The organism is Streptomyces sp. NPDC034085, from assembly GCF_055575555.1.
In genome coordinates, this window is record NZ_JBVISL010000001.1 from 1009361 (window position 1) to 1034767 (window position 25407).

23 protein-coding genes and 1 tRNA gene are annotated in these 25407 nt (G+C 72.4%); 10 read left to right on the forward strand and 14 right to left on the reverse strand.

All coding sequences use genetic code 11. From position 1 onward, the window contains the following. Nucleotides 1–292: 292 nt before the first annotated feature. Nucleotides 293–607: a hypothetical protein gene (locus tag ACZ501_RS04735; RefSeq protein WP_468792505.1), complete on the forward strand. Its 315-nt coding sequence runs from the start codon at nucleotides 293–295 to the stop codon at nucleotides 605–607. Between the two features lie 66 nt (nucleotides 608–673). On the opposite strand, the gene ACZ501_RS04740 is transcribed toward ACZ501_RS04735, so the two are convergent. Both ACZ501_RS04740 and ACZ501_RS04745 read right to left on the reverse strand, forming a co-directional pair. Next, nucleotides 674–1411 (reverse strand): RDD family protein, encoded by a 738-nt coding sequence (locus ACZ501_RS04740; RefSeq protein ID WP_468792508.1) that lies wholly within the window; start codon nucleotides 1409–1411, stop codon nucleotides 674–676. Nucleotides 1412–1498: 87 nt separating this feature from the next. After that, nucleotides 1499–3145 carry an RDD family protein gene (locus tag ACZ501_RS04745; protein WP_468792510.1) on the reverse strand — a complete coding sequence of 549 codons (1647 nt, stop codon included), beginning with the start codon at nucleotides 3143–3145 and terminating at the stop codon, nucleotides 1499–1501. Between the two features lie 304 nt (nucleotides 3146–3449). Between ACZ501_RS04745 and ACZ501_RS04750 the strand changes: the two genes are divergently transcribed. Further along, nucleotides 3450–3929 carry an SsgA family sporulation/cell division regulator gene (locus ACZ501_RS04750; protein WP_361603568.1) on the forward strand — a complete coding sequence of 160 codons (480 nt, stop codon included), beginning with the start codon at nucleotides 3450–3452 and terminating at the stop codon, nucleotides 3927–3929. A 73-nt stretch (nucleotides 3930–4002) separates the two neighbouring features. Here the strand turns inward: ACZ501_RS04750 and ACZ501_RS04755 are convergent, their stop codons facing one another. Then, nucleotides 4003–5373, reverse strand: coding sequence for an FAD-binding oxidoreductase (locus ACZ501_RS04755; RefSeq protein WP_468792513.1), 1371 nt, complete (start codon nucleotides 5371–5373; stop codon nucleotides 4003–4005). A gap of 96 nt (nucleotides 5374–5469) precedes the next feature. On the opposite strand from ACZ501_RS04755, the gene ACZ501_RS04760 reads away from it, so the two are divergent. Continuing rightward, nucleotides 5470–6981: a tetratricopeptide repeat protein gene (locus tag ACZ501_RS04760; protein WP_361603562.1), complete on the forward strand. Its 1512-nt coding sequence runs from the start codon at nucleotides 5470–5472 to the stop codon at nucleotides 6979–6981. A gap of 258 nt (nucleotides 6982–7239) precedes the next feature. Here ACZ501_RS04760 and hppD read toward each other — a convergent pair whose 3' ends face one another. Continuing rightward, the gene (hppD, locus tag ACZ501_RS04765; protein WP_468792516.1) at nucleotides 7240–8385 is read right to left on the reverse strand and encodes a 4-hydroxyphenylpyruvate dioxygenase; all 1146 of its coding nucleotides are present in this window, start codon (nucleotides 8383–8385) and stop codon (nucleotides 7240–7242) included. Between the two features lie 129 nt (nucleotides 8386–8514). Between hppD and ACZ501_RS04770 the strand changes: the two genes are divergently transcribed. The 4 genes from ACZ501_RS04770 (at nucleotide 8515) to ACZ501_RS04785 (ending at nucleotide 11258) form a co-directional block, all read left to right on the forward strand. Continuing rightward, nucleotides 8515–8985: an Lrp/AsnC family transcriptional regulator gene (locus ACZ501_RS04770; protein WP_468792518.1), complete on the forward strand. Its 471-nt coding sequence runs from the start codon at nucleotides 8515–8517 to the stop codon at nucleotides 8983–8985. Between the two features lie 80 nt (nucleotides 8986–9065). Next, nucleotides 9066–9680 (forward strand): ArsR/SmtB family transcription factor, encoded by a 615-nt coding sequence (locus ACZ501_RS04775; protein WP_468792520.1) that lies wholly within the window; start codon nucleotides 9066–9068, stop codon nucleotides 9678–9680. Between the two features lie 70 nt (nucleotides 9681–9750). Beyond that, entirely contained in the window at nucleotides 9751–9963 is a 213-nt protein-coding gene (locus tag ACZ501_RS04780; protein WP_468792523.1) for a hypothetical protein, read from the forward strand. After that, nucleotides 9960–11258 carry an MFS transporter gene (locus ACZ501_RS04785; protein WP_468792525.1) on the forward strand — a complete coding sequence of 433 codons (1299 nt, stop codon included), beginning with the start codon at nucleotides 9960–9962 and terminating at the stop codon, nucleotides 11256–11258. The genes ACZ501_RS04780 and ACZ501_RS04785 overlap by 4 nt, the downstream gene beginning before the upstream one ends. Here the strand turns inward: ACZ501_RS04785 and ACZ501_RS04790 are convergent. Together ACZ501_RS04790 and ACZ501_RS04795 are read right to left on the reverse strand one after the other, a co-directional pair. Then, nucleotides 11185–11985, reverse strand: a complete 801-nt coding sequence (locus ACZ501_RS04790) for a S16 family serine protease (protein ID WP_468792528.1) — start codon at nucleotides 11983–11985, stop codon at nucleotides 11185–11187. The genes ACZ501_RS04785 and ACZ501_RS04790 overlap by 74 nt on opposite strands. 69 nt (nucleotides 11986–12054) lie before the next feature. After that, nucleotides 12055–12696: an IclR family transcriptional regulator gene (locus ACZ501_RS04795; RefSeq protein WP_190182650.1), complete on the reverse strand. Its 642-nt coding sequence runs from the start codon at nucleotides 12694–12696 to the stop codon at nucleotides 12055–12057. A 370-nt stretch (nucleotides 12697–13066) separates the two neighbouring features. Between ACZ501_RS04795 and ACZ501_RS04800 the strand changes: the two genes are divergently transcribed. Next, nucleotides 13067–14071: a hypothetical protein gene (locus tag ACZ501_RS04800; protein ID WP_361599800.1), complete on the forward strand. Its 1005-nt coding sequence runs from the start codon at nucleotides 13067–13069 to the stop codon at nucleotides 14069–14071. Between the two features lie 70 nt (nucleotides 14072–14141). Here ACZ501_RS04800 and ACZ501_RS04805 read toward each other — a convergent pair whose 3' ends face one another. The 4 genes from ACZ501_RS04805 to ACZ501_RS04820 all read right to left on the reverse strand — a co-directional run bounded on the left by ACZ501_RS04805 (nucleotide 14142) and on the right by ACZ501_RS04820 (nucleotide 19373). Next, nucleotides 14142–15929, reverse strand: a complete 1788-nt coding sequence (locus tag ACZ501_RS04805) for a DEAD/DEAH box helicase (RefSeq protein ID WP_361599803.1) — start codon at nucleotides 15927–15929, stop codon at nucleotides 14142–14144. Between the two features lie 155 nt (nucleotides 15930–16084). Then, nucleotides 16085–16489 (reverse strand): type II toxin-antitoxin system death-on-curing family toxin, encoded by a 405-nt coding sequence (locus ACZ501_RS04810; protein WP_468792531.1) that lies wholly within the window; start codon nucleotides 16487–16489, stop codon nucleotides 16085–16087. Then, nucleotides 16486–16698, reverse strand: coding sequence for a hypothetical protein (locus tag ACZ501_RS04815; RefSeq protein ID WP_468792533.1), 213 nt, complete (start codon nucleotides 16696–16698; stop codon nucleotides 16486–16488). Before ACZ501_RS04815 ends, ACZ501_RS04810 begins: the two co-directional genes overlap by 4 nt. 1187 nt (nucleotides 16699–17885) lie before the next feature. Next, on the reverse strand, nucleotides 17886–19373 hold the full coding sequence (locus tag ACZ501_RS04820) for an MFS transporter (protein WP_468792536.1): 1488 nt from the start codon (nucleotides 19371–19373) through the stop codon (nucleotides 17886–17888). Between the two features lie 172 nt (nucleotides 19374–19545). Between ACZ501_RS04820 and ACZ501_RS04825 the strand changes: the two genes are divergently transcribed. Together ACZ501_RS04825 and ACZ501_RS04830 are read left to right on the forward strand one after the other, a co-directional pair. Continuing rightward, nucleotides 19546–19620: transfer RNA gene (locus ACZ501_RS04825), tRNA-Cys, on the forward strand. Between the two features lie 372 nt (nucleotides 19621–19992). Then, complete coding sequence (locus ACZ501_RS04830) at nucleotides 19993–20667, forward strand: IPT/TIG domain-containing protein (protein ID WP_468792538.1); 675 nt, start codon at nucleotides 19993–19995, stop codon at nucleotides 20665–20667. A 70-nt stretch (nucleotides 20668–20737) separates the two neighbouring features. Here the strand turns inward: ACZ501_RS04830 and ACZ501_RS04835 are convergent, their stop codons facing one another. From ACZ501_RS04835 to mycP, 4 genes are all read right to left on the reverse strand, one after another. Next, nucleotides 20738–21244: a hypothetical protein gene (locus ACZ501_RS04835; protein WP_468792541.1), complete on the reverse strand. Its 507-nt coding sequence runs from the start codon at nucleotides 21242–21244 to the stop codon at nucleotides 20738–20740. Between the two features lie 185 nt (nucleotides 21245–21429). Then, on the reverse strand, nucleotides 21430–23766 hold the full coding sequence (locus ACZ501_RS04840; RefSeq protein WP_468792543.1) for a hypothetical protein: 2337 nt from the start codon (nucleotides 23764–23766) through the stop codon (nucleotides 21430–21432). Then, a complete protein-coding gene (locus ACZ501_RS04845) occupies nucleotides 23767–24186 on the reverse strand; it encodes a hypothetical protein (RefSeq protein WP_468792546.1) in 420 nt (139 codons plus the stop codon). A 41-nt stretch (nucleotides 24187–24227) separates the two neighbouring features. Next, a complete protein-coding gene (gene mycP, locus ACZ501_RS04850) occupies nucleotides 24228–25379 on the reverse strand; it encodes a type VII secretion-associated serine protease mycosin (protein ID WP_468792549.1) in 1152 nt (383 codons plus the stop codon). Nucleotides 25380–25407: the final 28 nt, after the last annotated feature.

A 25407-nucleotide genomic window follows, 5' to 3' on the forward strand; every position in this document is an offset into this window, starting at 1 on the left:
CTTACAACTGCACTATGCGGTCAGCGAGTTCCGCTATTCGGACGTTCCCTCGCCATACGGGCTCATCCGGGGCGAAGCCCTCCGGCGGCGCCCCGATTTCGGGGTCTTCGTCGGCCCGTCCCCCAGCCGTTGCGACCGGCCGTGCGACGCCGTGCGCCCCTCCGTGCACCGGCACCGTGGGTAAGGTCACGCTTACCTGTCGCTCCGTCCGGGCAAGCCCTACGGGAGTCACTTGACGCGAGCGATGGGTTGAGGCGACTCCCCCCTCCACGCCTCGAGGACGGAAACCGCCATGCCGCGTCCGACTGCCGCACAGCTCGCCTACGGTTCCGCCACCGTCGTCGTGTCGACGATAGCCATGCTGCTGCTCTCGCAGACGAGCACGGGCATCGGGGTCGCGGTCATCGCCGCCGCCGCGCTCGCCCTCGGGCTGCTGGTCGCCCTCACCGTGCCGATCCCGCGCCGCCGCGGGCGCCACGCGGCGGCGCGCGGGGCGGTGCGGGGCGCGGTGCGGGGCGCCGCGCAGGGCGAGCCGGCGGCAGGTGGGGACGCCTCCCGCGTACCGGGGCACCGCACGGCCTCCGCGGACCATCCCGTCCACCACTGACCGGACACGGGCGCGGGCGGCCGCCCCTGGCCGGGGCGGCCGCCCGCGCGGGTCCTCGTACGGGCGTCAGGCGGAGCTGACCACCACCGTCTTGGCGGCCTTGTCGTGGAGCGCCTGCCGGTACGGCTTGTCGACGAGCATCGACACGATCAGCGCGAGCGGCCACAGGCAGAAGCAGCACACCAGCGTGGGCAGCCAGAGCACGACGGCACGGCCGAGGGCCGCGCCGGAGGGGGGCACGCTGCCGTCGTTGAGCATCGCCACGCGCAGGCCCATGGCCTTCTTGCCCGGCGTCCGGCCGCTCTTGTGCGTGAACCACCAGTCGTAGCCGATGTACGCGACGATCGTGATCAGCGTCCACAGCAGGCCCGTACCGCCGTACGACTTCGTGATGACCTCGGTGACGTCCTCCCCCTTGCTCGTGTCCACCACGTACCGCTTGGTGCCGAACGGCAGTTGGATGAGGAACAGCGGGATGCCGACGATCAGCACGTCGATGACGCGGGCGGCGAGCCGCTTGCCGAAGTCCGCGAGCGGGGGCATCCCGGCGAGCGGGTCGGGCATGCCGTAGCCGCCGCCTCCGCCGCCGTACGGGTCCCCCGGGCCGCCGCCGCCGTACGGAGGCGGGGGCGGCGGCGGGGGCTGGCCCCCGGTGCCTCCGCCCGGGGGCGGGGGGTAGCCGCCGCCCCCGGGAGGCGGTGATCCGTACGGCGAACCGCCCGACGGAGGCGTCGGATCCTGGGGCTTCTTGAGGAACGGGTCGTCCTCGGGCGGCGGGCCCGGCGGCGGCTGATCGGTACTCATGGCCCGAGTCGAACCCGGGTCCGCCCGCCCCGCAACGCGGCCGCGTCCGTCCGGGGCACGGGCCCCCGGGCCGCCGCCCGGCGCCGCTCAGCGCGCCACGTACGTCCCGGCCGCCCGGTCGTGCCAGGCCCGCCGGCGCGGGCGGTCCACCAGGCACCCGAGGCTGCCCGGCAGCCCGACGAAGGCGTACACCAGCCAGCGGCGCAGGGCCGCGCCGAAGGAGGGCGGGCGGAGCGTGGCGGCGGCCAGGACGCGGACGCCCAGCAGCTTCTTGCCCGGGGTGCGGCCCCAGCGGACGGTGGGCAGCACCTCGTAGAACACCCCGAAGAGCAGGACGGCACCGAGGACGAGGCCCAGGTGGCCGGCGGTGGTGGCGTCGAGCAGCCACACGGTGGTGGTGCGCCCGCTCGCCCGGGCCGCGTCCACCTTCGCCTCCAGATGGGCCGTCATGCGCGGGAGGAGGGGCCGCGCGACGGCCGCGGCGACCGCGGCGTAGGCGACGGAATCCAGCACCCGGGCCAGCCACCGCCGCACCAGCCCGGCGGGCCGCACGGCCCGCTCCGCCATCCGCTCGAAGACGGCCCGGCTGTCCTCCCGGACGGCGGGGCCGGCCTCCTCGGCGGGCGGTACGGGGGCGGCGGTGCGGGCCGGACGGACGGGCGCGGCCGCCTCGGGGCGCGGGCGCGCCGGGGCGGGCGCCTCCGGCGGCACGGGGGCGGCCGCGGGGGCGCGGCGCTCGGGGGCGGGGGCCTCGTAGGCCCGGGCGGCGGGGGCCTCTGCTTCGTACGCCCGGGGGGCCGGGGCCTCTGCTTCGTACGCCCGGGGGGCCGGGGCCTCTGCTTCGTACGCCCGGGCGGCCGGGGCCTCTGCTTCGTACGCCCGGGCGGCCTCGGGCGTGGGAGCCGCCGGGGCCCGGGGGGCGGGCGCGGGGGCCTCGTACGGGCGGGAGGGTTCCGCGGCGGGGGCCGGCGCCTGCCGGTGCGGCGCGGCCTCCGGCCAGCTGGAGGTGAGGCCCGAGGAACCGGCGCCGGGGGCGTCGGGCCAGGCCGGGGCGCGGGCCGAGAGGATGCCCACGCTCTCGGCGGCGGCTTGTGCCGGGAGCCGCTGGGCGGTGGCGGCGGCCGCGGGCCGGGCCAGGGAGATCCCGGCGGGCCGGGCGGGCTCGGACTCGACCGGGTCGCCCCAGGAGACCCGTACGTCACGGGGGCCGCCGAAGCCGGCCTGGTGCACCGGATCGACCTGCCAGCCGGCCTGCCCGGCCGGGCCCGCGCCCGCCCCGGCCCCCTCGCCGCCCGGCCGGCCCGCGCCCCCGGAGCCCGGCTCTGCGGCCCGCTCGCGGCCCCGTACGGGACCGGCTTCCCGGACGTCCCCCCGCTCGGCGGCCCAGCCGCCGCCCGGCCAACCCCGGTCGTGCCCCCGCGCGGGATCGTCGCCCCCGCCCCCGCCACCGGCCTCCCGGCCCCAGCCCCCGGCCGCGGCGCGGTCCGGCTCTTCCGCGGCCCGCCAGGCGGGTGCGGCGGGGTCCGGCAGGGCCTCCGTCATCGAGGTCTCGTCCAGGAACACCGGCCCCGTCTCCTCCACCCGTGCGGGAGCGGATGCGGCAGGACGGCTCGTACCGGGAACCCAGGACGCGCCGTTCCAATACCTGACGTATCCGGGGATGGACGGGTCGGGGTAGTAGCCCTCGCGGGCCGCGTGCTCTCCGTCACCGGGGGAGGCCGTCAATGTCCCCAACTCCGATCGTGGCTTGAGGCGTGTGCAGGGGAGGACCCAAAAGGAGGACCATAGCCAAGAACACCCGTCCGGCAGGTCCGGTAACGGGAGATTCCAAGCCTTCGGGCGAACCTCGCCCCGCCCGGGCCCCACCCGGGCCCCGCCCCGGCCCCCACCAACCGATTCCGGTCAGCCGACAGGTTTCGGCCAACCTGCCCTCCGGCGCCGAAAGTCGCGTCATACCCGGGCACGAGGGAGCTCTCTCCCCGTGCGGGGCGCGCACCGCCCCCGCGTCCGCAAGCGAACGCACCGAAGCGAGGCCGCCGTGCACCACCCCCTCATCGAGCGCGAACTGGAACTGAAGCTGGTCCTGTCCCCCGAGCGCAGCATCCCCGTGCCCGCCAAGCTGCTCTACCTCACCGACGACCCCTACGCCGTGCACGTCACCTTCCACATCGGCTCCAGCGCCCCCGTCCACTGGACCTTCGCCCGGGAACTGCTCGTCGAGGGGGTGTTCCGCCCGTCCGGACACGGGGACGTCCGGATCTGGCCCACGAAGATCGGCGACGAGTCCGTCCTGTGCATGGCGCTGAACTCCCCCGACGGCGACGCCCTCCTGGAGGCCCCGGCCGGAGCGGTGTCGGCCTGGCTGGAGCACACCCTGCACGTGGTCCCGCCCGGGACGGAGGCGGAGCGGCTCGGCCTGGACGACGCCCTGGCCGCGCTGCTCACCCCCACCCCGGCCGACGAGCTGTGGCTGCGCGACCCGTGGCCCTCGGACGAGTCCGCGGACGGCGATCTGTGACGCGCACCCCGCGCGAGCGCACCCGCCCGCGCGAGGCCCCGCCTGAGCGCGGGAGGCCCCGCCCGGCCGGGCCTCAGAAGAGCTTGCCGGGGTTCAGCAGCCCGAGCGGGTCGAAGGCCTGCTTGACGCTGCGCTGCATCTCCAGCCCGACCGGCCCGAGTTCCCGGGCCAGCCACTCCTTCTTCAGCACCCCGACCCCGTGTTCCCCGGTGATCGTCCCGCCCAGGGACAGCCCCAGGGCCATGATGGCGTCGAAGGACTCCCGGGCCCGCCGCGTCTCGTCCTCGTCGGCGGGGTCGAAGCAGACCACCGGGTGCGTGTTGCCGTCTCCCGCGTGCGCGCAGACCCCGATGAGCAGGTCGTGCGCCGCGGCGATGGCGGCCGTCCCGTCCAGCATCTCGGCGAGCCGCGACCGCGGCACGCACACGTCGTCGATCATCGTGGCCGGCCGCAGCGCCTCCAGGGCGGTGAGGGACATCCGGCGGGCCTGGAGCAGCAGTTCGGACTCCGCCGCGTCCTCGGCGGGTACGACGGCGCTCGCCCCGGCGGCGGCGCACAGCCTGCCGACGGCCTCCAGGCCGGCCGGCGCGTCCGGGGTGTCGAAGGCGGCGAGCAGCAGCGCCTCCGTGCTCTCGGGCAGGCCCATCCTGCCGAGGGCGTTGACGGCGCGGACGGTCGTCCGGTCCATCAGCTCCAGCAGCGACGGCGTCAGGCCCGCCTCCATGACGGCGCAGACGGCCTCGCAGGCGGCCGCGACGGAGGGGAACTCGGCGGCGAGCGCCAGCTGCCGCGGCGGCGCCGGCCGCAGCGCGAGGACGGCCCCGACCACCACGCCGAGCGTGCCCTCGGAGCCGACGAAGAGCCGGGTCAGGTCGTACCCGGCGACGCCCTTGGCGGTACGCCGCCCCGTGCGCAGCAGCCGCCCGTGGGCCAGGACCACGTCGAGCCCGAGCACGTACTCGGCGGTGACCCCGTACTTGACGCAGCACAGCCCGCCGGAGGCGGTGCCGATGTTGCCGCCGATGGTGCACTGCTCCCAGCTGGAGGGGTCGGGCGGGTAGTACAGGCCCTGTTCGGCGACGGCCCGGGACAGGACGGCGTTGACCACGCCCGGCTCGACGACGGCCACCCGGTCGACGGCGGAGATCTCCAGGATCCGGTCCATCTTCACCAGGGACAGCACGATGCAGCCGTCGCAGGCGTTGGCGGCGCCGGACAGGCCCGTGCGGGCGCCCTGCGGGACCACGGGGACGCGTAGGGCGGTGGCGGTGCGCATGACGTGCCGGACCTGGTCCACCGTCCGCGGCAGGACGACGGCGGCCGGGGTGCCGGCGGCGCAGAAGCCGGCCATGTCGGTGGCGTAGGAGGCGGTCACCTGGGGGTCGGTGAGCAGTGCCTCGGGCGGGAGTCCTGCGCGGAGCCGCGCGATGAGATCGTCGTCCATGGGGCCACAGTGGCAGCCGGGGCCATCGGTGTGAACACGGCCGCGACCGGCTTCGGACATCTCGGCGAGCTCTTCATATTGACGCACAGTGAGCGCATGCACGGTTTCGACGAGCACTCGCAGCAGCCCGCGCCGCCCGTGACCTTCACCGGCCGCAAGACGGTCGTGGCGGCCGCGGTCGCGGTGGTCCTGATCGCCGGGGCCCTGCTGATCCGCCCGGCCCGTACCGGTGACGACGCCCGCCCGCCCGGGCCGAGCGAACGGGCCGCGTCGGCGGTGACCATGGGCTCCCCGGCCTCGGCGGTGGACCTGACGGCGCTGGTGGCGGACCGGGAGAAATGGGTCGCCGCGCACGCGGACGACGACGCTTCGTGGGCGGTGCTCGGTTCGGCGTACCTGGAACAGGCCCGGCGGACGGCCGATTCCGCCTGGTTCCCGAAGGCGGAGAAGGCGCTCAAGCGGTCCCTGGAGGTCCGCCCCGCCGAGAAGGGCAACTTCGACGCGATGACGGGCATGGGCGCGCTGGCCGGCGCCCGGCGGGACTTCGGGACGGCTAAGAAATGGGGCGAACTGGTCCGGGCGCAGGCGCCGCGCCGCTGGACGGCGTACCCGGTCCTGGTGGACGCGTACGCGGGCCTGGGCGACTACAAGGCCGCGCAGCGGGCGATGGACCGGCTGATGGAGCTGCGGCCGGGCCTGGCGGCCCACCTGAGGGCCGCGCAGGTGTACCGGGACCGGGGCTGGCGCGAGGACGCGGTGGTGGCCCTGGAGCACGCGGGCGGGGCGGCGAAGTCCCCGGCGGAGAAGGGGTACGTCCTCTTCCGGCTCGGGGAGCTGGCGTGGGAACGCGGCGATCCGGGCGAGGCGCTGCGCCAGTACGAGGCCGCGCTGCGCACGGACCCCGCGCAGGGGGAGGCGCTGGGCGGCCGGGCGAGGGCGCTGGCCGCGCTGGGGCGGGGCGGGGAGGCCGTACGCGACTACCGGCTGGCGCTGGGGCGCACCCCGGTGCCGCGGCTGGCGCTGGAGCTGGGCGAGCTGCTGGAGTCGCTGGAGCGGCCGGAGGAGGCGCGGGCGCAGTACCGGTCGCTGGCGGCCCTGGCGGCGGCGGGCGGGGCGAACGGGGTGAACGAGGAGGTCGTGCTCGGCCTGTACGAGGCGGACCACGGCGATCCGGCGCAGGCGGTACGCCGCCTGTCGGCGGAGTGGTCCCGGCACAGGAGCGTGCAGGTCGCCGACGCCCTGGGCTGGGCCCTGCACAGGAGCGGTGAGGACGCGCAGGCGCTGGAGTACGCGAAGAAGGCGACGGACCTGGGGCTGCGCAGCGCGGAGTTCGCCTACCACCGGGCGGTGATCGAGCGCGGCCTGGGCGACGAGGCGGCGGCCCGCAGGCACCTCCAGGAGGCGCTGCGCACGAACCCGGTCTTCTCCCCGCTGCGGGGCCCGCTGGCGAAGGAGGCCCTGGCCGCCGTCGGCCAGCCCCCGGCGGGCGGCCCGGAGAACATGCAGCCGGCCACTCCGTGGGTGGCCCCGGAACTCCCGAAGCCCAACCCCCCGAAGCCGAAACCGTCCCCGAAGCCCCACCCGAAACCCACCCAGGCGGGCACCTGACCCTGCACGCCCTCCCAGCCCCGCCGGCGCTTGAGGCACCATCCAGCCCCGCCGGCGCTTGAGGCACCATCCAGCCCCGCCGGCGTTTGAGGCGCGGGGGTCCGGGGGCGGAGCCCCCGGGGACGGGGTCCGGGGCGCAGCCCCGGGGAACGGGCGAAGGGCGGGTAGGGGACCTCGCCCCGCGCAGCGGCACCCCCGGCCCCGCCCCACGGCCGGCCAGGCCACCGGCGGGGCCGCACCCCAACAGGACCGCGAGGACTACAGGTTGCCCCGCTTGTCCTGCTCCCGCTCGATCGCCTCGAACAGCGCCTTGAAGTTGCCCTTGCCGAAGCCCATCGACCCGTGGCGCTCGATGATCTCGAAGAAGACGGTCGGCTTGTCCTGGACCGGCTTGGTGAAGATCTGCAGCAGGTAGCCGTCCTCGTCGCGGTCGGCCAGGATCTTCAGCTCGCGCAGCTCGTCGATCGGCACGCGGGTGTCGCCGACCCACTCGCCGAGGGTGTCGTAGTAGGTGTCCGGGACGGACAGGAACTGGACGCCGGCCGCCCGCATGGTGCGTACGGTCGCCACGATGTCGTTCGAGGCGAGCGCGATGTGCTGGACGCCGGGGCCGCCGTAGAACTCCAGGTACTCGTCGATCTGCGACTTCTTCTTCGCGATCGCCGGCTCGTTGATCGGGAACTTCACCTTCTTGGTGCCGTCCGCGACGACCTTCGACATCAGCGCCGAGTACTCGGTGGCGATGTCGTCGCCCACGAACTCCTTCATGTTCGTGAAGCCCATGACCTTGTTGTAGAACGAGACCCACTCGTTCATGCGGCCCAGCTCGACGTTGCCGACGCAGTGGTCGATGGCCTGGAAGGTCCGCTTCGCCGGCGGGGCGACGATCGGCTCGGCGGCCACGTAGCCCGGCAGGTAGGGGCCGGTGTAGTCGACGCGCTCGACGAGCGTGTGGCGGGTCTGGCCGTAGGTGGCGATCGAGGCGAGCACGACGGTGCCGTGCTCGTCCTTGACCTCGTGCGGCTCGTCCAGGCCGCGGGCGCCCTGGCCCACGGCGTACTCGTACGCGGCGCGGACGTCCGGGACCTCGATGGCGAGGTCGATGACGCCGTCGCCGTGCTCGGCGACGTGCTCTGCGATGAAACGGCCGTGGTCGGTGGTCGCCTTGATGACGGAGGTCAGGACGAAGCGCGCGGAGCCGTTCGTCAGGACGTAGCTGGCGGTCTCGCGGCTGCCGTTCTCCGGTCCGGAGTAGGCCACGAGCTTCATGCCGAAGGCGGTCGAGTAGTAGTGCGCGGACTGCTTGGCGTTGCCGACGGCGAAGACGACCGCGTCCATGCCCTTCACCGGGAAGGGGTCTGCCTCACGCGCGGTCTGCGGGGTGGTGTCCAGGGTCTCAGTCATGAGCGCAGAGTCCCGCTCTTCCACAAGCTGCGCAATAGTTTCCCTTTCTGCTGTACAGAATGACCAGCGGAGCCTGAGGATGACTGAAAGATCTGTGCAGTATGACCAGCCGATCAGGGGAAGGCTTCCATGGGCATCGACGAACTCGACGGCCGCCTCATCGTCCTGCTGGCGCGCGAGCCGCGGATCGGGGTCCTGGAGGCCTCGCGCCGGCTCGGGGTGGCGCGCGGCACGGTGCAGGCGCGCCTGGACCGGCTCCAGTCGAGCGGGGTCATCCGGGGCTTCGGCCCCCAGGTCGACCCGACGGCCCTCGGGTATCCGGTGACGGCCTTCGCGACGCTGGAGATCAAGCAGGGGCAGGGGGCGGACGTACGGGCCCACCTGTCGGGGGTGCCGGAGGTGCTGGAGCTGCACACGACGACCGGGCACGGGGACATGCTGTGCCGGCTGGTGGCCCGGTCGAACGCCGACCTCCAGCGGGTGATCGACCGGGTGGTGGGCTTCGAGGGGATCGTGCGGGCGTCGACGGCGATCGTGATGGAGAACCCGGTGCCGCTGCGGTTCATCCCGCTGGTGGAACAGGCGGCCGCGGACGGCTGATCCGCCCCGGCCCGGAGTTCCAAAGAACTGCTTGCAAAGAAATGCTTGCAGAGAAACCTTTGCATGCCTACGCTTGAGCCATGCCCGAGAAGAACGCCGACCACGAAGCCGCCGAAACCCCGGAACCCAAGGTCCGGACGCTGGACTCTCGCTCCCTGCGGGGCCTCGCCCACCCCTTGCGCATACAACTGCTCCGCGCCCTGCGCATGAGCGGCCCGGCCACCGCCTCGCAGCTGGCGGAGCGGCTCGGCGAGTCCAGCGGGGCCACCAGCTACCACCTGCGGCAACTCGCCGCGCACGGGTTCATCGAGGAAGCACCCGAGCGCGGCAAGGGCCGCGAGCGCTGGTGGAAGGCCGCCCACGACGGCACGCGGCTCGACGACTCGCTGACCCTCGACGACAACCCGGAGACGCGCGGGGCGGCCGAGGTGTTCCTGGCGGAGATCATGAAGATCCACGCCCAGGAGCTGACCTCGTGGCTCGGCGAGTCGGTCGACTGGTCGCCCGCCTGGCGCCGTTCCAGCGACCTCAGTGACTTCAGCCTCCGCCTGACCGCCGAACAGACCCATGAACTGGTCCACCGGCTCCACGAGTTGATCAACAGCTACCGCGACCTGCCGCCCGCGGAGAACCCTGACGACGTGGAGACGGTCCGCATCCACACCCACGCCTTCCCGCGCCGCAGCGGGGCGTGAGCCTCCTCCCTCCTCCCGCCTCCCTCCTCTCGCCTCCCTCGTCCCGGCTTCTCCCCGAAGGAGTTCCGCCATGCACGCCTTCAGCCATGCCCGGATCCACGCCGCCCGCACCGCCGAACTGGCCGCCGAGGCCGCTGCCTGGCGCCTCGCCCGGGAGGCGGCACCCGCCACCGCCGCCCTGCCCGCCCTGCGCAACCAGGTCGGCGAGGTGCTGATAGCCGCCGGAATCCGCCTGATGCAGCCGGCCCACCTCCAGGCCCGCATCCGGCAGCCCGCCGCATGAGCAGGCGCCCCTTCACCGCCGTCCTGGCCGCCAACACCGTCTCCATAGCGGGGAGTTCCCTCACCCTGATCGGCGTCCCGTGGTTCGTGCTCCAGACCACGGGAAGCGCCGGCCGGGCCGGCGTCGTCGCCTTCTGCGCCACTGTGCCCGTCGTCGTCGCGGCCCTCGTCGGCGGCCCGGTCATCGACCGGATCGGCCGCCGCCGGGTCTCCGCCGCCTCGGACCTGATCTGCGGGCTGGCGGTCGGCGCGATCCCCCTCCTCCACTACGCGGGCGTACTGGACTTCTGGATGCTGTGCGCGCTGATGGCCGCCGGCGGCCTGGTGCACACCCCGGGCCTGACCGCCCGCTACGTCCTGCTGCCCAGCCTCGCCGAGCACGCCGGCACCACCGTCGCGCGGGCGGCGAGCCTCTACGACGCCGTCTCGCGCGGAGCCCGGATGATCGGGGCCGCCGTGGCCGGCGTACTGGTCACCGTCTTCGGCGCCGAGACCGTGCTGCTGCTGGACGCGGCCACCTTCGCGGCGTCGGCGCTCCTGGTCTCCGCCTTCCTGCGCGGCGTCCCCGCCGCCGAACCGCAGCGCGGCACCGGCAAGCCGTCGTTCGCCGCGTACCGTGCCGAACTCGCCGAGGGCCGGCGGTTCCTGACCCGCTCACGGCTCCTCATGGGCATCACCCTCATGGTGATGACGACCAACGGCCTGGACCAGGGCTGGTCCTCCGTCCTCCTCCCGGTCCACGGCCGCGAGGACCTCGGCGGCGCCGCCACCCTGGGCCTGATGATCTCCCTCTTCGGCGGCTTCGCCCTGCTGGGGGCCCTGCTCTACGGGGCGTGGGGCGAGCGCTTCCCCCGCCGGGCGGTGTTCGCGGGGGCCTTCCTGCTCTCCGGGCCCACCCGCTACGCCGTCGCCGCCGTCACGGACACCCCGCTGCCCCTCGCGGTGACCATGGCCCTGGCCGGCCTGGGCGCGGGCGTGCTCAACCCCATCCTGACCACCGTCGTCTACGAGCTCGTACCGGAGGAACTCCGCAGCCGGGTCTCCAGTGTGAGCACCGCGGGCAGCGAGTTGGCCATGCCGATGGGCGGCCTCGCGGCCGGCCTGCTGGTCGACGGCTTCGGAGTGACCGCGGCCCTCCTGCTGTTCGCCGCCGTCTACTTCCTGACCACCCTCACCCCGCTGCTGTTCCCCGCCTGGCGCGGCCTGGACCGCACACCGCCGGTCAGCAGGACGGCACCGCGGCCTCGTCCCGGCCCAGTGCCCGCAGGGAGCCCACCGCGTCCGTCAGCGAAGTGACGGGGATCAGCCGCAGCCCCCGGGGCAGTTCGGACTTCGCGTCCGAGCACTCGGCCTTCGGTACGAGGAACACCTCCGCGCCGTCACGGCGCGCGGCCTGGGTCTTCAGGCCCACGCCGCCGACCGCGCCGACCGTGCCGTCGGCGCTGATGGTTCCCGTACCGGCGATGCTGCGGCCGCCGGTGAGGTCGCCGCCGCTGCCGTCGCCGTCGAGCTTGTCGACGATGCCGAGGGAGAAGAGGAGTCCGGCGCTCGGGCCGCCCACGTCGGCGAGGTTGAGCTGGACCTTGACGTCCTTGGGGTCCTTCTTGAGATAGCCGAGGGCGGCGGCCGCGGCGGCCGACTGCGACTGGACCATTTCCTCCAGGTTGTGCTCCTCGATCTGCTGGTCGCTTCCGCCCGAGGGATAGACGGACTCCCTGGGCATGACCGCCTGGTCGCTCCTGAACCAGTGGTCGACGAGCTCGTGCAGCGTCATCGTCGAGGAGGGGCCGGTGGCGCGGATGGTGGTCATCCGGAGCTGGCCCTTGGTGTCACGGACCGGGGCGCCGGTCACCGTGATCACCGGCTTGCCCTGGTCGGAGCCCAGCACGTCGGCCGTGGGGCCAGGCACGGCCACCACGAACGGCAGCGGTGCGAGGGCCGCCACGGCGAACAGCGCGAGGACGGGCGCGGCGCATACGGCCAGGGCGGCGGGGCGCGGCAGACGTGTGAGGCGAGAGAGCACCCGGCCAATCTACCGACCCGGGCCGCCCGGCCCGGACCGCCCGGCCCTCACTCCACGCGGCCGCGTCCGTCAGCGCAGGGCGTCGGCGACCTCGCGGGCGGCGTCGACCACGCGGGGTCCGACCCGCTCCGGCACGGCGTCGGCCAGCATCACGACGCCGACGCTGCCCTCCAGTCCGGTGATGCCGACCAGCGGCGCGGCGGCGCCGCTGGCGCCCGCCTCCAGTTCGCCGTGGGTCAGGGTGTAGCCGGGCTCGGTGAGCGAGCCCTGACGGGCGGCCAGGATGGCCCGCCCGGCCGCGCCGCGGTCCAGCGGGTGGCGGAAGCCGGCCCGGTAGGCGACGTGGTAGTCGGTCCAGGTGGGCTCCACGACGGCCACGGCGAGCGCCTCCGTGCCGTCGACGAGGGTCAGGTGCGCGGTGGCTCCGATGTCCTCGGCGAGCGAGCGCAGCGCGGGCAGGGCCGCCTCGCGCACCAGCGGGTGGACCTGCCGGCCCAGGCGGAGCACGCCGAGGCCGACCCGGGCCCGGCCGCCGAGGTCGCGTCGGACCAGGGCGTGCTGCTCGAGGGTGGCCAGGAGGCGGTAGACCACGGTGCGGTTGACACCGAGTCGGTTGGACAGCTCGGTGACGGTCAGACCGTGGTCGGTGTCGGCGAGCAGCTTGAGGACCCTGAGCCCTCGGTCGAGAGTCTGGGAGGTTTCCGCGGTCACGACGCCTCTCCCTCTGTTTCGGTGGGCGGCGGTGACTCTCGCGGGGTGGAGCGCTGCCGGTCCCTCGGCGACGCACGGAGAGGCCGCCGGTAGCGGCCATGGCACCGGCTGCGCTCCCGCGGCGGCGCTGCCACGGGGCGTTCGATGCGGGGACAGTAGCGAGCGAGTCCGCTGAGCGAAAGGCCTCGTCCAGAATCCGGGCGCCTACTGCCGGTTTCGGCCCTTTTCTTCTCCGGACTGTATCGATTCGTAATGTTCGGGGACCGAAATCCGTTTACACGGCCATTACTCTGATCGTGTTCAAAAATGATGTTGGGGGTGGGCGGGGCTGACGCATGCCTCGAACGCAACTAGGGGAGAGAAGCAACAAGTGAACCTGAAGCGCATGGCCGTCGTCGCCGCTGCCGCCGTGGTGGGCCCGACGGTCCTCATGGCCACGCCCGCGATGGCTGACGAGGCACAGACCCCGGCCGTCACGACTCCGGACGCGGCCCCGAAGGACGACGCCGCCGCTCCGGTCGCCCCGGCCGCCGACGCGAAGCCGGCCGTCGAGACCCCGGCCGCCAAGCCCGCCGCGGAGACCCCGGCCAAGGAGACCCCGGCTCCGGCCCCGGCCAAGCCCGCCGCCGAGAAGCCGGCTCCGGCCCCGGCCCCCGTCGTGGAGGACGAGGACGACCTGGCCGCCACCGGCCCGGTCCTCGGCCTCGGCGGTGTCCCGAGCGCCTTCAAGGCGGGCGGCGACTGGACCAACCTGACCGTCTCCGTCGACAACTCGAAGGGCAAGGCGCAGGAGAGCTACGTGCTCGTCCTGGCCGTCGCCGACGAGGCCGCCGAGCTCGAGGCCTCGGACGTCCGCGTCCAGGTCTTCTACCAGGGCGCCTGGCACGACGTCGAGGTCATGGGCGAGGGCGGCTCCGCCGTCGCCCTGCTGACCGACGACATCGAGATCCCGGCGAAGAAGCTCAGCCTCCAGGTCCGCGTCAAGTTCGGTGCGGGCGCCCCGACCGGCGAGATCGCCGTTGCCGCCGCCGGCGGCAGCAACGTGGACGAGGACGTCTTCTCCGACACGGCCGTGGTCGAGTCGAAGATCGTCAAGGGCTCCTCCAACGGTGGCAACACCGGCGGCAACAGCGGCCACAACAACGGTGGCAACACCGGCGGCAACGACACCAAGCCGAACGGCGGCGGCACCACCACGCCGATCGTCGACAACCACGGCGGTGGCAACACCGGCGGCACGAACACCGGCGGCGAGCTCGCCGAGACCGGCACCGACGCCGCCACCAGCTGGGCGCTCGGCGCCGGCGGTGTGGCCCTCGCCATGGGTGCGGCCCTGGTCGCCGGCACCGGCCGTCGTCGCCGCGTCACCAACTGATCCACGCTCCACCGGAACGGGGTCCGTGCGCAGCAGCGCACGGACCCCGTTCCGCGTTCTCAGCAGTGCCTCACCGCATCCGGGTCGCCCACTCCTGCACCTTCTTGATCCGCTCCTTCAGCTGCCCCGCCGTCGCCTCCGCGCTCGGCGGCCCGCCGCACACCCGGCGCAGCTCGGTGTGGATCACCCCGTGCGGCTTCCCGCTCTGGTGGACGTACGCGCCGACCATCGTGTTCAGCGACTTGCGCAGCTCCAGCAGCTCCTTGTGCGAAACCACCGGCCGGCGCTCCGCCGGGAGCTCCAGCAGGTCCGCCTCGGAGTCGGGCCTGCGCCGGCTGTGCGCGATCTGCCGCGACTGCCGCTTCTGCAGCAGCAGCTGCACCTGGTCCGGCTCCAGCAGGCCCGGGATGCCGAGGTAGTCCTGCTCCTCCTCGCTCCCCGGGTGCGCCTGCATGCCGAACTCGGCGCCGTCGTACAGCACCCGGTCGAAGACGGCGTCGGACTCCAGCGCCTCGAAGGACATCTGCTCGTCCTCGCCGGTGTCCTCGTCCTCCTGCCGGTTCGCCTCCTCCATCTCCTTCTCGGACTGCGCGTACGGGTCCTCGTCCTCGCCCGCCTTCTTCGGCCGGTCGAGCACGTGGTCGCGCTCGACCTCCATCTCGCTCGCGAAGCCCAGCAGGTAGGGAATGGTCGGAAGGAACACGGAGGCCGTCTCGCCGCGCCTGCGCGATCGTACGAAGCGCCCGACCGCCTGCGCGAAGAACAGCGGGGTCGAGATCGTCGTCGCGTACACGCCCACCGCGAGGCGCGGTACGTCGACGCCCTCGGACACCATCCGGACCGCGACCATCCAGCGGTCGTCGTTCGCGCTGAACGTGTCGATGTTCTTCGAGGCGCCGGTGTCGTCGGAGAGCACGACGGTCGGCTTGGTCCCGGTGATCTCCCGGAGCAGCTTGGCGTACGCGCGCGCCGCGTCCTGGTCGGCGGCGATGACGAGGCCGCCGGCGTCCGGGATGCCCTTCCTGACCTCCGTCAGCCGCTGGTCGGCGGCGCGCAGCACGTTCGGCATCCAGTCGCCGCGCGGGTCCAGCGCCGTGCGCCAGGCCTGCGAGATGGCGTCCTTGGTCATCGGCTCGCCGAGGCGGGCTTCGATCTCGTCACCGGCCTTGGTGCGCCAGCGCATGTTGCCGCTGTAGGACAGGAAGATCACCGGCCGGACGACGCCGTCGCCGAGGGCGTTGCCGTAGCCGTAGGTGTAGTCGGCGGAGGACCGCCGGATCCCGTCGTTCCCCTCCTCGTACGTGACGAAGGGGATGGGGTTGGTGTCGGACCGGAAGGGCGTGCCGGTCAGCGCGAGCCGCCGGGTCGCCGGGTCGAAGGCCTCCAGGCAGGCCTCGCCCCAGGACTTGGAGTCGCCGGCGTGGTGGATCTCGTCCAGGATCACCAGGGTCTTGCGCTGCTCGCAGCGGTTGCGGTGCAGCATCGGCCGCACGCCGACGCCCGCGTAGGTGACGGCGACCCCGTGGTAGTCCTTGCTCAGCGGTCCGGCCGAGTAGTCCGGGTCGAGCCGGATGCCTATCCGGGCGGCGGCTTCGGCCCACTGCTTCTTCAGGTGCTCGGTCGGCGCGACCACGGTCACCTGCTGGACCACGTGGTGGTGCAGCAGCCAGGAGGCCAGGGTGAGGGCGAAGGTGGTCTTGCCGGCGCCGGGGGTGGCGACCGCGAGGAAGTCCCGCGGCTGGGTCTGGATGTACTTGTCGAGCGCCCCCTGCTGCCAGGCTCGCAGCTTGCTGGCGGTGCCCCACGGGGCACGGCCGGGGAAGGCGGGTGAGAGGTGGTGGGAGGCGGTAGTAGTCACGGTCTCCGGTTCGTTGCTCTCGGCGGCAGTCGTGGCTGGCTGTCGTGTGCGTACGCGTCACTGTCGTCGTACGTAGGACAACCGGGCCACCTTACCGGCGCGGGCCCGCCCCTCGCGGAGGGACAGGCCCGTGACCTCGGCGGGTGCGGCGAGCGTCACACCGCGGGCAACTCCCGCAGCCCGGCGGCGATCACCGCCACGTCGGTCTCGGCCCCGGAGGCCACGGCGATGACCAGCCGGTACGCGGCGTCCTGGTCGGCTCCGGCGAGGTCGACCCCGTTCACGGCGAGGAAGGTCGCGGCCGCGAGCCAGGCGGTCCGCTTGTTCCCGTCGACCAGGGGGTGGTTCGTGGCGATGCCGTGCAGCAGTGCGGCGGCCTGCTCGTACGGGTCCTCGTAGGCCGGCGTCCCGAACATGCGGGCGCGCGGCCGGTGCACGGCCGACTCCAGCAGCCCGGGCGCCCGCAGCTCCACGGGCTGGTCGTGGGCCAGGCAGGCGTGGCGGGCGAGATCGAGGACCTCGGCGAGGGTCAGGTGGCGGACCGGAACGGCGGCGCTCACTGCCCGAGCCGCTTCAGCAGCCCGGCATGCCGCCCCGCGAGCCGCGCGGCCTCCGCCCCGACCCGCTCCCGCTCCCGCCGCAGGTGCGCCCGTACGGCTTCCAGCGCGAGCGCCTCGGGGGTGGAGCCGGTGGCGTCGGCGAGGTCGGCCAGCTCGGCCCGCTCGGCGTCGGGCATCGGGAGGACGAGGGCGTTCACGTCGGAGGTCACGCGGGGAGGCTAACCCCCGCCACCCCGCACCCACACCCCCATTTCGCCCCCGGGCCGACTGCCCGGCTCCACGGCTCGGACCCTCGCCCTCAGCCGATGCCGGGCTCCACGGCAGGGCCACTGGCCGTACCACCGCCCGGCTCCACGGCCCAGCCCACCGGCGGGACGCCCGCCCGGCCGACTACCTGACACCCCGACACGGCACCACGGCCCGGCCCGGCGGCGGCAAGGCTCCCGTCCGGCCCACAGCACAACCCACGGGCACGCCCACGGCAAAGCCCGATGCCCGCCGCCCGGCCCCTCAATCGCCTCCTTGGGCGGTCTCACAGCTGGTTTGGGGGGTTCCCGTCAGTCCCATCGTCGTTCCGTGTCGTGCCGGCCTGTCAAGGGCGCTCCTTCGTCGCGTCGCTTCACGATGGCCTTCGGCCACCCTTGACAGACCGACCCGCCCCGGAAAGCCGAAAGACTGCCGGGAAGCCCCCAAAAGAACGGTCACCAGGGACAACCATCAGGAGCGGCTCCCTCAGCGATGAGACGAGGGGCCAGGGGCCACGACCCCCTCCCAGACCCGGTCCCACGTCCCATGCCCGGCGCCGGGGCCCGGCCCTCCCATCCGGGACCATCAAGCGCACCAGATCGCTACGCGCTGCCCATCTCTCGGCGACTGACGGCCGTCTGAGGCCCCAATGTGACGAGCGTGGGGCGATCTGATGCGTCTGACGGTCCGGGAAGGGCTCCTGACCAACGTCTGGTGCAGGTAGCGGCCCCAGACGGCCGCCAGTCGCTGAGAAACGAGGAGCGCGTAGCGATCTGCCGCGCCTGCCGCTGCCGTATGGGGTCCTGATCAACGTTTGGTGCAGGTAGCGGCCGGCCCGTCCCCGCCGACTGGCCCCGCCCCGCTCCACGGCTCGGCCCCCGGCGGGGTCGGCGTCCCTCCCCCGTCCCCGTCGCATCCCTGAGACGGCCGACGCCCTCCCCCTCCGACCGTGCCGTTCCTTCGGGGCTTCCCGGCAGTCCTTGTCTTTCCGGGGCGGGGCGGCCTGTCAAGGGTCGCCGAAGGCGATCACGCAGTGACGCGAACGCAGTGAGCGCCCTTGACGGGCCGGCACGAACCGGAAGGACGATGGGACTGACGGGAAACCCCGAACCGGCTCTGATCCGGTCCCACCGGAACCCCGCCCCCACCCTCAGGCTGCGCCCCCGGTCTCCGGACCGGACCCCGCTCCCACCCCCGCCGCCACCGGCGGGTCCAGCCGGGTGGCGACCCAGGCCCCCACCAGGGCCACGCACGCCATCGGCAGGAACACCACCAGGAACGCCGCCGGGTGGGAGACCCCGCCCGACGCGGCCACCTCGTGCCCCGCACCCACCGCTCCCCCGCCCAGCGCGGCGAACGCCGCTCCCCCGGCCGCGAGCAGCACCACGTTCGCGAGCGCGTCCGAGATCTGCAGCGCGGCGGAGTTCGCGCCCACCTCCTCCGGCGCGGACAGCTTCAGCAGCAGCACACTGGTCGAGCCGATCACCAGGCCCATCCCGAGGGAGCCCAGGGCCCAGGCGAGGGCCAGCGTCCACACCGGCACCGCCTCGATGAGCACCGCCGGGGCCGCGACGATGGCCACGGCCACCATCACCATCCCGGCGACCATCAGCCGCTCCCGGTAGGGCGCCATCCGCCCCTTGGACTGCACCCACGAGCCGCCCGCCCACGTCACGCCGCCGAGCGCGAGCGAGAAGCCGGCCAGGGTCGGGCTCAGGCCGCGCTGGGTGACCAGCATCAGCGGCACGAAGCTCTCGGCCCCGATGAACGCCCCCGCCGCCACCCCGCGCAGCAGCACCACGGACGGCAGCCCGCGCCGGGCCCGGTAGGTCCCGCGCGGCAGCAGACCCCGCACCGCCGGCACCAGCAGGCCCGCCCCCAGGGCGCCCGGCAGCAGCGACAGCCACCGCAGGTCCTGGGCGGCGTACTGGAGCAGCCCGGCGCCCAGGGAGATCCCGAGGGCCAGCCGGATGCGCCGCCGGTCGAAGGCGGCGGGCGACGCGGGATCCACCGGGCCGGAGGCGGTGCGCCGGATCGCGGGCAGGGCCAGCATCAGCGGTACGACGACCAGCGCCGGGATCCCGAGGAACACCCACCGCCAGCCCAGCTGCTCGGTGACCGTCCCGGCGGCCAGCGGCCCGACGATCGACGGCACCACCCAGCTCGCGGCGAAGGCGGCCATGATGGCGGGCCGCAGCCGCTCCTCGTAGGCCCGGCTGACCACCACGTACAGGGCGACGATCACCAGCCCGCCCCCGAACCCCTGCACGGCCCGCCCGAGGACGAACACCTCCATCAGCTGGGCGGTCCCGGAACACACCAACCCGGCGGCGAAGGCCCCGATCCCCACGGTCAGCGGCCGCAACGGCCCCTGCCGGTCGGCCCACTGGCCGGAGAGCACCATCCCGAACAGGCTGGTCGTGAAGTAGGCGGAGAACGCGAAGGCGTAGAGCCCGATGCCGTGCAGCTCCCGCGCGGCGACGGGCATGGCCGTGCCGACGGCGGTGGCCTCGAAGGCGATGAGGAAGATCACGGAGATGACCCCGACGCTGAGCGTCCGGTACGCCGGACCCAGAATGCCGCCCTGCGGTGGCGGGGCGGCAGCGGTCTCGGTCATCCCGGGTTCAAGGGCGCTCATCGCCCCAGAGTAAGGTCCACAGACCCGTATCGCCCCTGTCTTTTGGACCGATCCGCCCTCCTCCCGGGGACCTAGGTCTGTGAACGCCGCATGGCAGTCACATTGCAGCCGGACCTCCCCCCTTCCCCGCCACGACCGGCCCCCGTACGTTCGTACTCGTCACCGCACACCCAGCCGTGTGCCCGAGTGGTTGAGGGACTCGCCTGCAAAGCGAGTTACGCCGGTTCGATTCCGGTCACGGCTTCCACGTGCCTGACCAGGCAAAACGTAGGGCGGTACCCCGCACAGGGGGTGCCGCCCTACAGTTTGCCCTCTCAGTTCCCGTCTCAGTTGCAGCTTCCCGGGGCTCATCTCCCCGTCGCACAGCGGCCATACCGCCCCCAGGCAATCGTCGCCGAAAGCGAGCACCCGCGCGAGAGGTGAAAGATGAAACCCTCTAGTGGCACACCTCGGGGCCTGGTCGTAGCCTGATTGACGGGATCAGGCTACGCCTGGGGGCCAGAACGCGCCGCAAAGTTCCCTTCTCAGCAGATATTCAGCCGGGCGCACCCAAAGCGCCTTTCAAAAGCCGTTCATTCCACGCGCCGCCAACGAAAAAACGAGGCTGCGGAGGGACGTTATGAGAAGGTGTCTACTCGCAATTCTCGTCGCGACGACCCTGGGACTTGCCCTTTCGCTCTATCCTCCAACGGCAGCAGCCGCAGGAGGCAATATCAGCTTGCGCCCGTCATCTGGGCCCGCCGGATCCGCAGTTCGCGTGATCGGCACCGGATGGGAGGAGCACGGATCCAGCGGCATCGACGTCCCCATCACGGTAGCGGGCTCCCCAGTCGCTGTTGCACACCCCAACGCGGCAGGCACATTCCGGCTCACCATCAAGATTCCGGCGTCCGCTTCTGGATCAGTCGAAGTTTCCGCGATCATCGGAAACGGGGGAGCCGCATCCGCACAGTTCACTGTGACTGATGGGACTACAGGACGGCAGGACGGGTGCCCAGTTAGCCCGTCTATCGGAATAAAGCCTGACGTAGGGCCTCCCGGCAAGAGCTTCGTCATTCAGGGAAGTCGTTGGGCACCCGGAGGAACCGTACGCATCTCTCTTCCCTACGGATCGAAGGGCATCTTCAACACCACGTCAGCCAGCCCGAGCGTGGGCACGCACGGTGGATGGCAGACCGTAGTCAAAGTGGGTAGCGCCACACCTCGAGGAAGCTACCAATTCACCGCTATCGAAAGCACCTCTCGCTGTGGAACGATCACAAAGACTGTTGTCTTCGCAGTTACCACGGGATGACGCGTATGCGAATGAACGGCCGTAAACCTCCACGCATTCCGCTCTGACCTGCTGAGACAAGCCTTCGGCCTTATCGGTCCTGCACGTACGGCTGCAGCTCCGTGAAATGCTCGGGCAGTCCGCCACCGCCCTCGCAGCCGAGCGCGCCGGCGACCGAGCGGGCTGCGGAGTGGACGAGGGCCAGGTAGTCGTCGGCCCGGCTCTGATCCTCCCGCAGGTCACGGTCACGGGACCGCCCCCCGTGGAACATGGCCGTGATCCGCAGCGGGGACCCGCGCCGGGGATTGACGCAGTCGAACTTGAGCGAATGGTCCGTGCCCCAGCGGGAGACGGTCACTCCGGACTTACTCGCGCCCTCGGAATCCGCCGGACCCCCCTGCTTGTGGCGGGCGAGGAAGGACATGGTGGCCTCGCGACCCTTCGCGCCTCCCGCCGCGCCGGCGTCGATGAGGCACAGCCCGACGGGCATGTCGTCGGTCGCGGCCCCCGGCCGGTAGACGTCCTCTAGGGTCCTCGCGATGTCCGCCGCTCCCCGTTCGTGTGCCGGCCCGGGGATCAGGAACGTCGTCGCGTTCATGATCCTCTCCAGCGCCCTCCCTGCATCGGCAGAGAAAAGAGTCCCGCCGCAGATCTGGGCGCTGGGCACGGCCCTCGGCTCCGCCCGCTCCGGTTTCCGTTCAGGTTCGCTCGTTCTGGGCAGCGCGACGCACCCCGCTGCACCCAGCACGAACGCCGTCAGTCCCACGAGCACCCGTACGGACCTCACGGAGCCTCAGTTTGCGCTGCGTGTCCCTGTTGAGCGGACCGGGACGTGCCGGTCGAGTACCCGTTACTCACCGTTTCCCTAAGGTCGTTGCCCAGCACACTCGTATCACTGATTCCGTGCCGCTCCTGGAACTGCTTGAGCGGCGTCTCGGCGCTGCGTTCCCCGCTTTGGTACATCGCCTTCGTGGCGGCGTGCGTGGCATCGTCTACTTCGTCCTTCTTCTTCTCCACTGCCTTGTCCGACCACTCGGTGATCGCCGACGAGGCAGCCTGTTCCACCGCACCGCTCCCCGTGTCGATGGCGATCGGCACTACCACCGCCGCCACTCCGGCCCCGGCGATCGTCGCCGGCAGCAGCGCGACAGCGCCGCCGATCGCCGCCGAAGTGCCGAACTCGATCCACGCGCTGCGTTGCTCGACGGCCTTTTCGAACGCCTCGTTCTGCTTCTCCGCCTCCGCACCGAGCTGCCTGGCACGGGAGTCGTCGAGCACCCCCTGGAACTCCGCCGTGACTGAGAGCGTGGCCAAGGCGCGCCCTTGGTCGACCTGACCGTCGTGGAAGCCCTGTGATTCCAGGACGGTGGCGCCGTAGACGCGTTCCGCGGTGGTCAGCGTGGCGTACGGATCCGCGTGCTGCCCGAGAGCGCTGATCAGGTCGCGCGCGCTCTCGCGGTCCAGCTCCATGTGGCCGTCCCTTGCGTGCTCGGGAGGGGCGAACACCCCGTCCTTGCCGTCCCCGCTGAGGGCCCAGTTGACGTCGTCGATGTAGCCGGCCGTCATCCGGCCCAGGCTGTCCGCGAGAGCCTCGTGATGCTTGAGCAGCCCTGCGTCGCCGCCGTACTTCGCGACGACCGCCTCCATGACCTCCGCCGTGTCCCCGCTCCGTTTCAGCCCCGGTGCCGCGTCGTCCCAGGCGTGGCCGAGCGTCGCCGCTTCCAGCGCGTGCCCCAGAGCGTCGGGCATGTACTGCTTCGCGGCGGCCACGCCCTTCGCGTCCAGGTCGTTGGAGTCGGTCGGGCTCGCGTACTTCTCGCGGGCGAAGTAGTCCAGGTAGTTCGTGACGTCCTTGCCGAGGTTCGGCGCGCCCGCCTTGACCGTGCCGTCCTGGTTGTAGGCGACCAGATCCGAACTGTCGCGCTTGAAGAACTCCGTCGCGGCCTCCGGGCTGTGTCCGAGCGCCTCCAGGAAGCTGTTCACGGGGTCGAAGCCCGCGCCGCTCCCGCCGGAGGGATTGAACTGGGTCTGGGTCCAGCCGTTGATCGGCTTGTTCTGGAAGAAGAAGTTCTTGTCCTTCTCCTGGACCTGGACCGCATGGTCCGCGATGGGCACCAGGAAGCGCCGGTCGTAATTCCCGTAGCGCATGATTCCGCCGAGCAGCTGGTACCCGAAGGGCGGGTTGCCGTCGTGCGTGGAGAGCGGGATCCGCTCCGTTCCCAGGCGCCGCAGGTCCTGCGCGAACCGGTCCGGCAGGTGCTGCGGGTTGTCCGGGTCGGTGGCGGTGGCGAGGTTGAGGCCCAGGTTCTTCTGGAGGTCCTGGATGTCCTTGAGGCGCTGCTCGTCGAAGCCGCGAGCGCCGGTGTCGGTCGCCATGGAGCCGAAGAACTGGAGCGCGCCCTTGGGGCCGAGGTTGCCGTAGAAGGTGGTGGAGAACTCCGGCTTCTTCGCGTTGTCGGCCAGCAGCTCGTTCAGTTCCGCCAGCTCGGTGTGGGAGAGGTCCCGGCCCTTCCTCGCGAGGGCGGTCGCGCGGCCTGCCTGTTCCGCCGTGAGGCCGGCGTACTTCGGGGCGCTGAAGTCGTGGTCATCGGCGACGTTGGCGTTGAGCAGACGGGCGAGGGACTGGTCCACGTCGTCGCAGGCGTCGACGGCGGCGTCGATCTTCGCCTGCCAGAGGGGGCGGTTGACGCGGAGGGACTCCTGGTAGTCCGGGTCGTGCCGGGCCGCGTGGCGGTCGGCTTCCGTGGCCAGGGGTAACGGCTCGACCTTCCCCTTCGCGTCCACCCGGAAGCCCGCTGCGGGCGCCTCCTCCTCGGTGATCTTCCTCAGCCGGTCGCGGGAGGACCTGAAGGTGTCGTGCCCCTGGGCCAGCGCCCGGTGGATGCCCTTGGCCGCCTTGGCGGCGTCCTCGAACTCCTTGGCCGTCTTGTCCACGAACGGCCGCGCCACCCCTGCGGTGACCCCGCTCCACTCGGCCTTGTCGGACTTGGCCTTCAGGCCGCCCCGGGCCGCCTCGGCCAGCTCTTCCAGCTTGGTGACCATTGCCTGCCAGTCGCGGATCGCGGTGGCGAGCTTGTCGACCGGGGCGTTCATGACGTTCTCGTACGTCAGCACGGGCACCTACTTGAGGTATTCGTCGATCTTGGAGGTCGTGAACTCGGCGTAGAGCCGTTGCTCTTCCTTGGCGTGGGAGGAGAGCGAGTAGTTCAGCCCGTTGGAGATCTGGGCGCAGGCGGCGACGAGGGTTTTGACCTGGCTTTCCCACCGGGTGTTGGCCCTGGCGAGGGCGCCCCCGCTGGCGAAGCCCTCCTTCGCCAGTGCGCCGGCGGCGTCGGCGGAGGCGGTGGCGGCGTGCCGCCCGTCGGCCTGGAGGCGGGAGTGCAGCGTGTGGGCCTCGGTGCCGACGGCGCCGATGTGGTCCTGGTTGAGCGCGAGGTCGGCCCCGCCGCCGGGGGCCGCCGGGGCGGCCTGGTCGAGGCGCATGGAGATGTTGGCCGCGGCGGTGGCGCGAGCCGCGGACCATTCCTCTTCGAAGGACATCCGGTGCGCTCCACTCCCGTGACGGTGTCGGTCTGATCAGGTCAGCGGCTGTTCTTCCGGCGTACGACGACTGCGGCTACGGCCCCGCCGATCAGCACGCAGGCCCCCAGACCCAGGGCGATCCAGGGCAGCGCGCTGCCGTTGCCGTTGCCCTTGTCTACCGCAGCGTCGGCCTGCGGCGCAGGGGACGGCGTGATCTTTCCCCCGGTCGAGGGACCGGCCCCCGTGGTCGCCGGGGCGGCGGCGAGGTCGGGCAAGGGGAACACGTCCGCCGGACCGGGGTCACCGGGGGTGGGGAGGGCGATGCGGGGGCGGACGACGCCGTAGCCGATGTAGTCGTTGCGCTCGACCCCGTCGACGGGCTTGCCGGCGGTGTTGAGGAGGACGCGGAGGATCTGGTTGTTGGTCCAGGTGGGATGAGCGGACCAGAGCAGCGCGGCGGAGGCCGATGTCAGGGCGGTGGCGTCACTGGTGCCGTGGCCTGTGCAGAGGCCCGTACCGCCGCTGCATGCGGAGACGATCTCGCTCCCGGGCGCGGAGATGTCCACCGCGGTGTTGTGCTGCGACTCCTTGGTCGCCGCGCCACTGGCATCAACGGCCGCGACGCCTACCACTCCCGGAGTCCCGGCGGGAAAGTAGATCTCGTCATGACCTTCGTTGCCGACACCCGCAAAGATCAGCTTTCCCTTTTCCAGCGCGTACTTGACGGCACTGGCCAGCTCCTCAGAATCAGGCCAGCCGATCATTGAGATATTCAAGATCTTGGCATTCGAATCTGCCGCGTAGCGGATGGCGTCCCTCAAAGTCGTGTCCCGGGAGATGCCATTGCCGTGGAGATCGACACGCAGCGGCAGGATCTTTGCGTGCGGAGCGAGGCCGAAGGCGCTGTCCACCCCCCCAGGCCCTGTGCCATTGCCGGCGATGACCGCAGCCATGGTTGTGCCATGGCCCTCGTAGTCAGTCCGCTCATCACCCTCGATCGTGTCCGGAGCGAAGTCCACGCCGGGCAGGACCTGCCCTTCGAGTTCGGGGATGCGAGCGACGCCTGTGTCGATCACTGCCACGGTGACACCCTTCCCCGTGCTGATCTTCCACATATCGTCGGCCTTCATGGCGTCGAGGTGCCATTGCTTGGAGCGCACCGTTTCGGCGTGGGCTGGGGTGGTGGCAACCCCAACCAGCAGCAGACCCACTAGGGCCGAAGTGGCTTTCCGCATACGC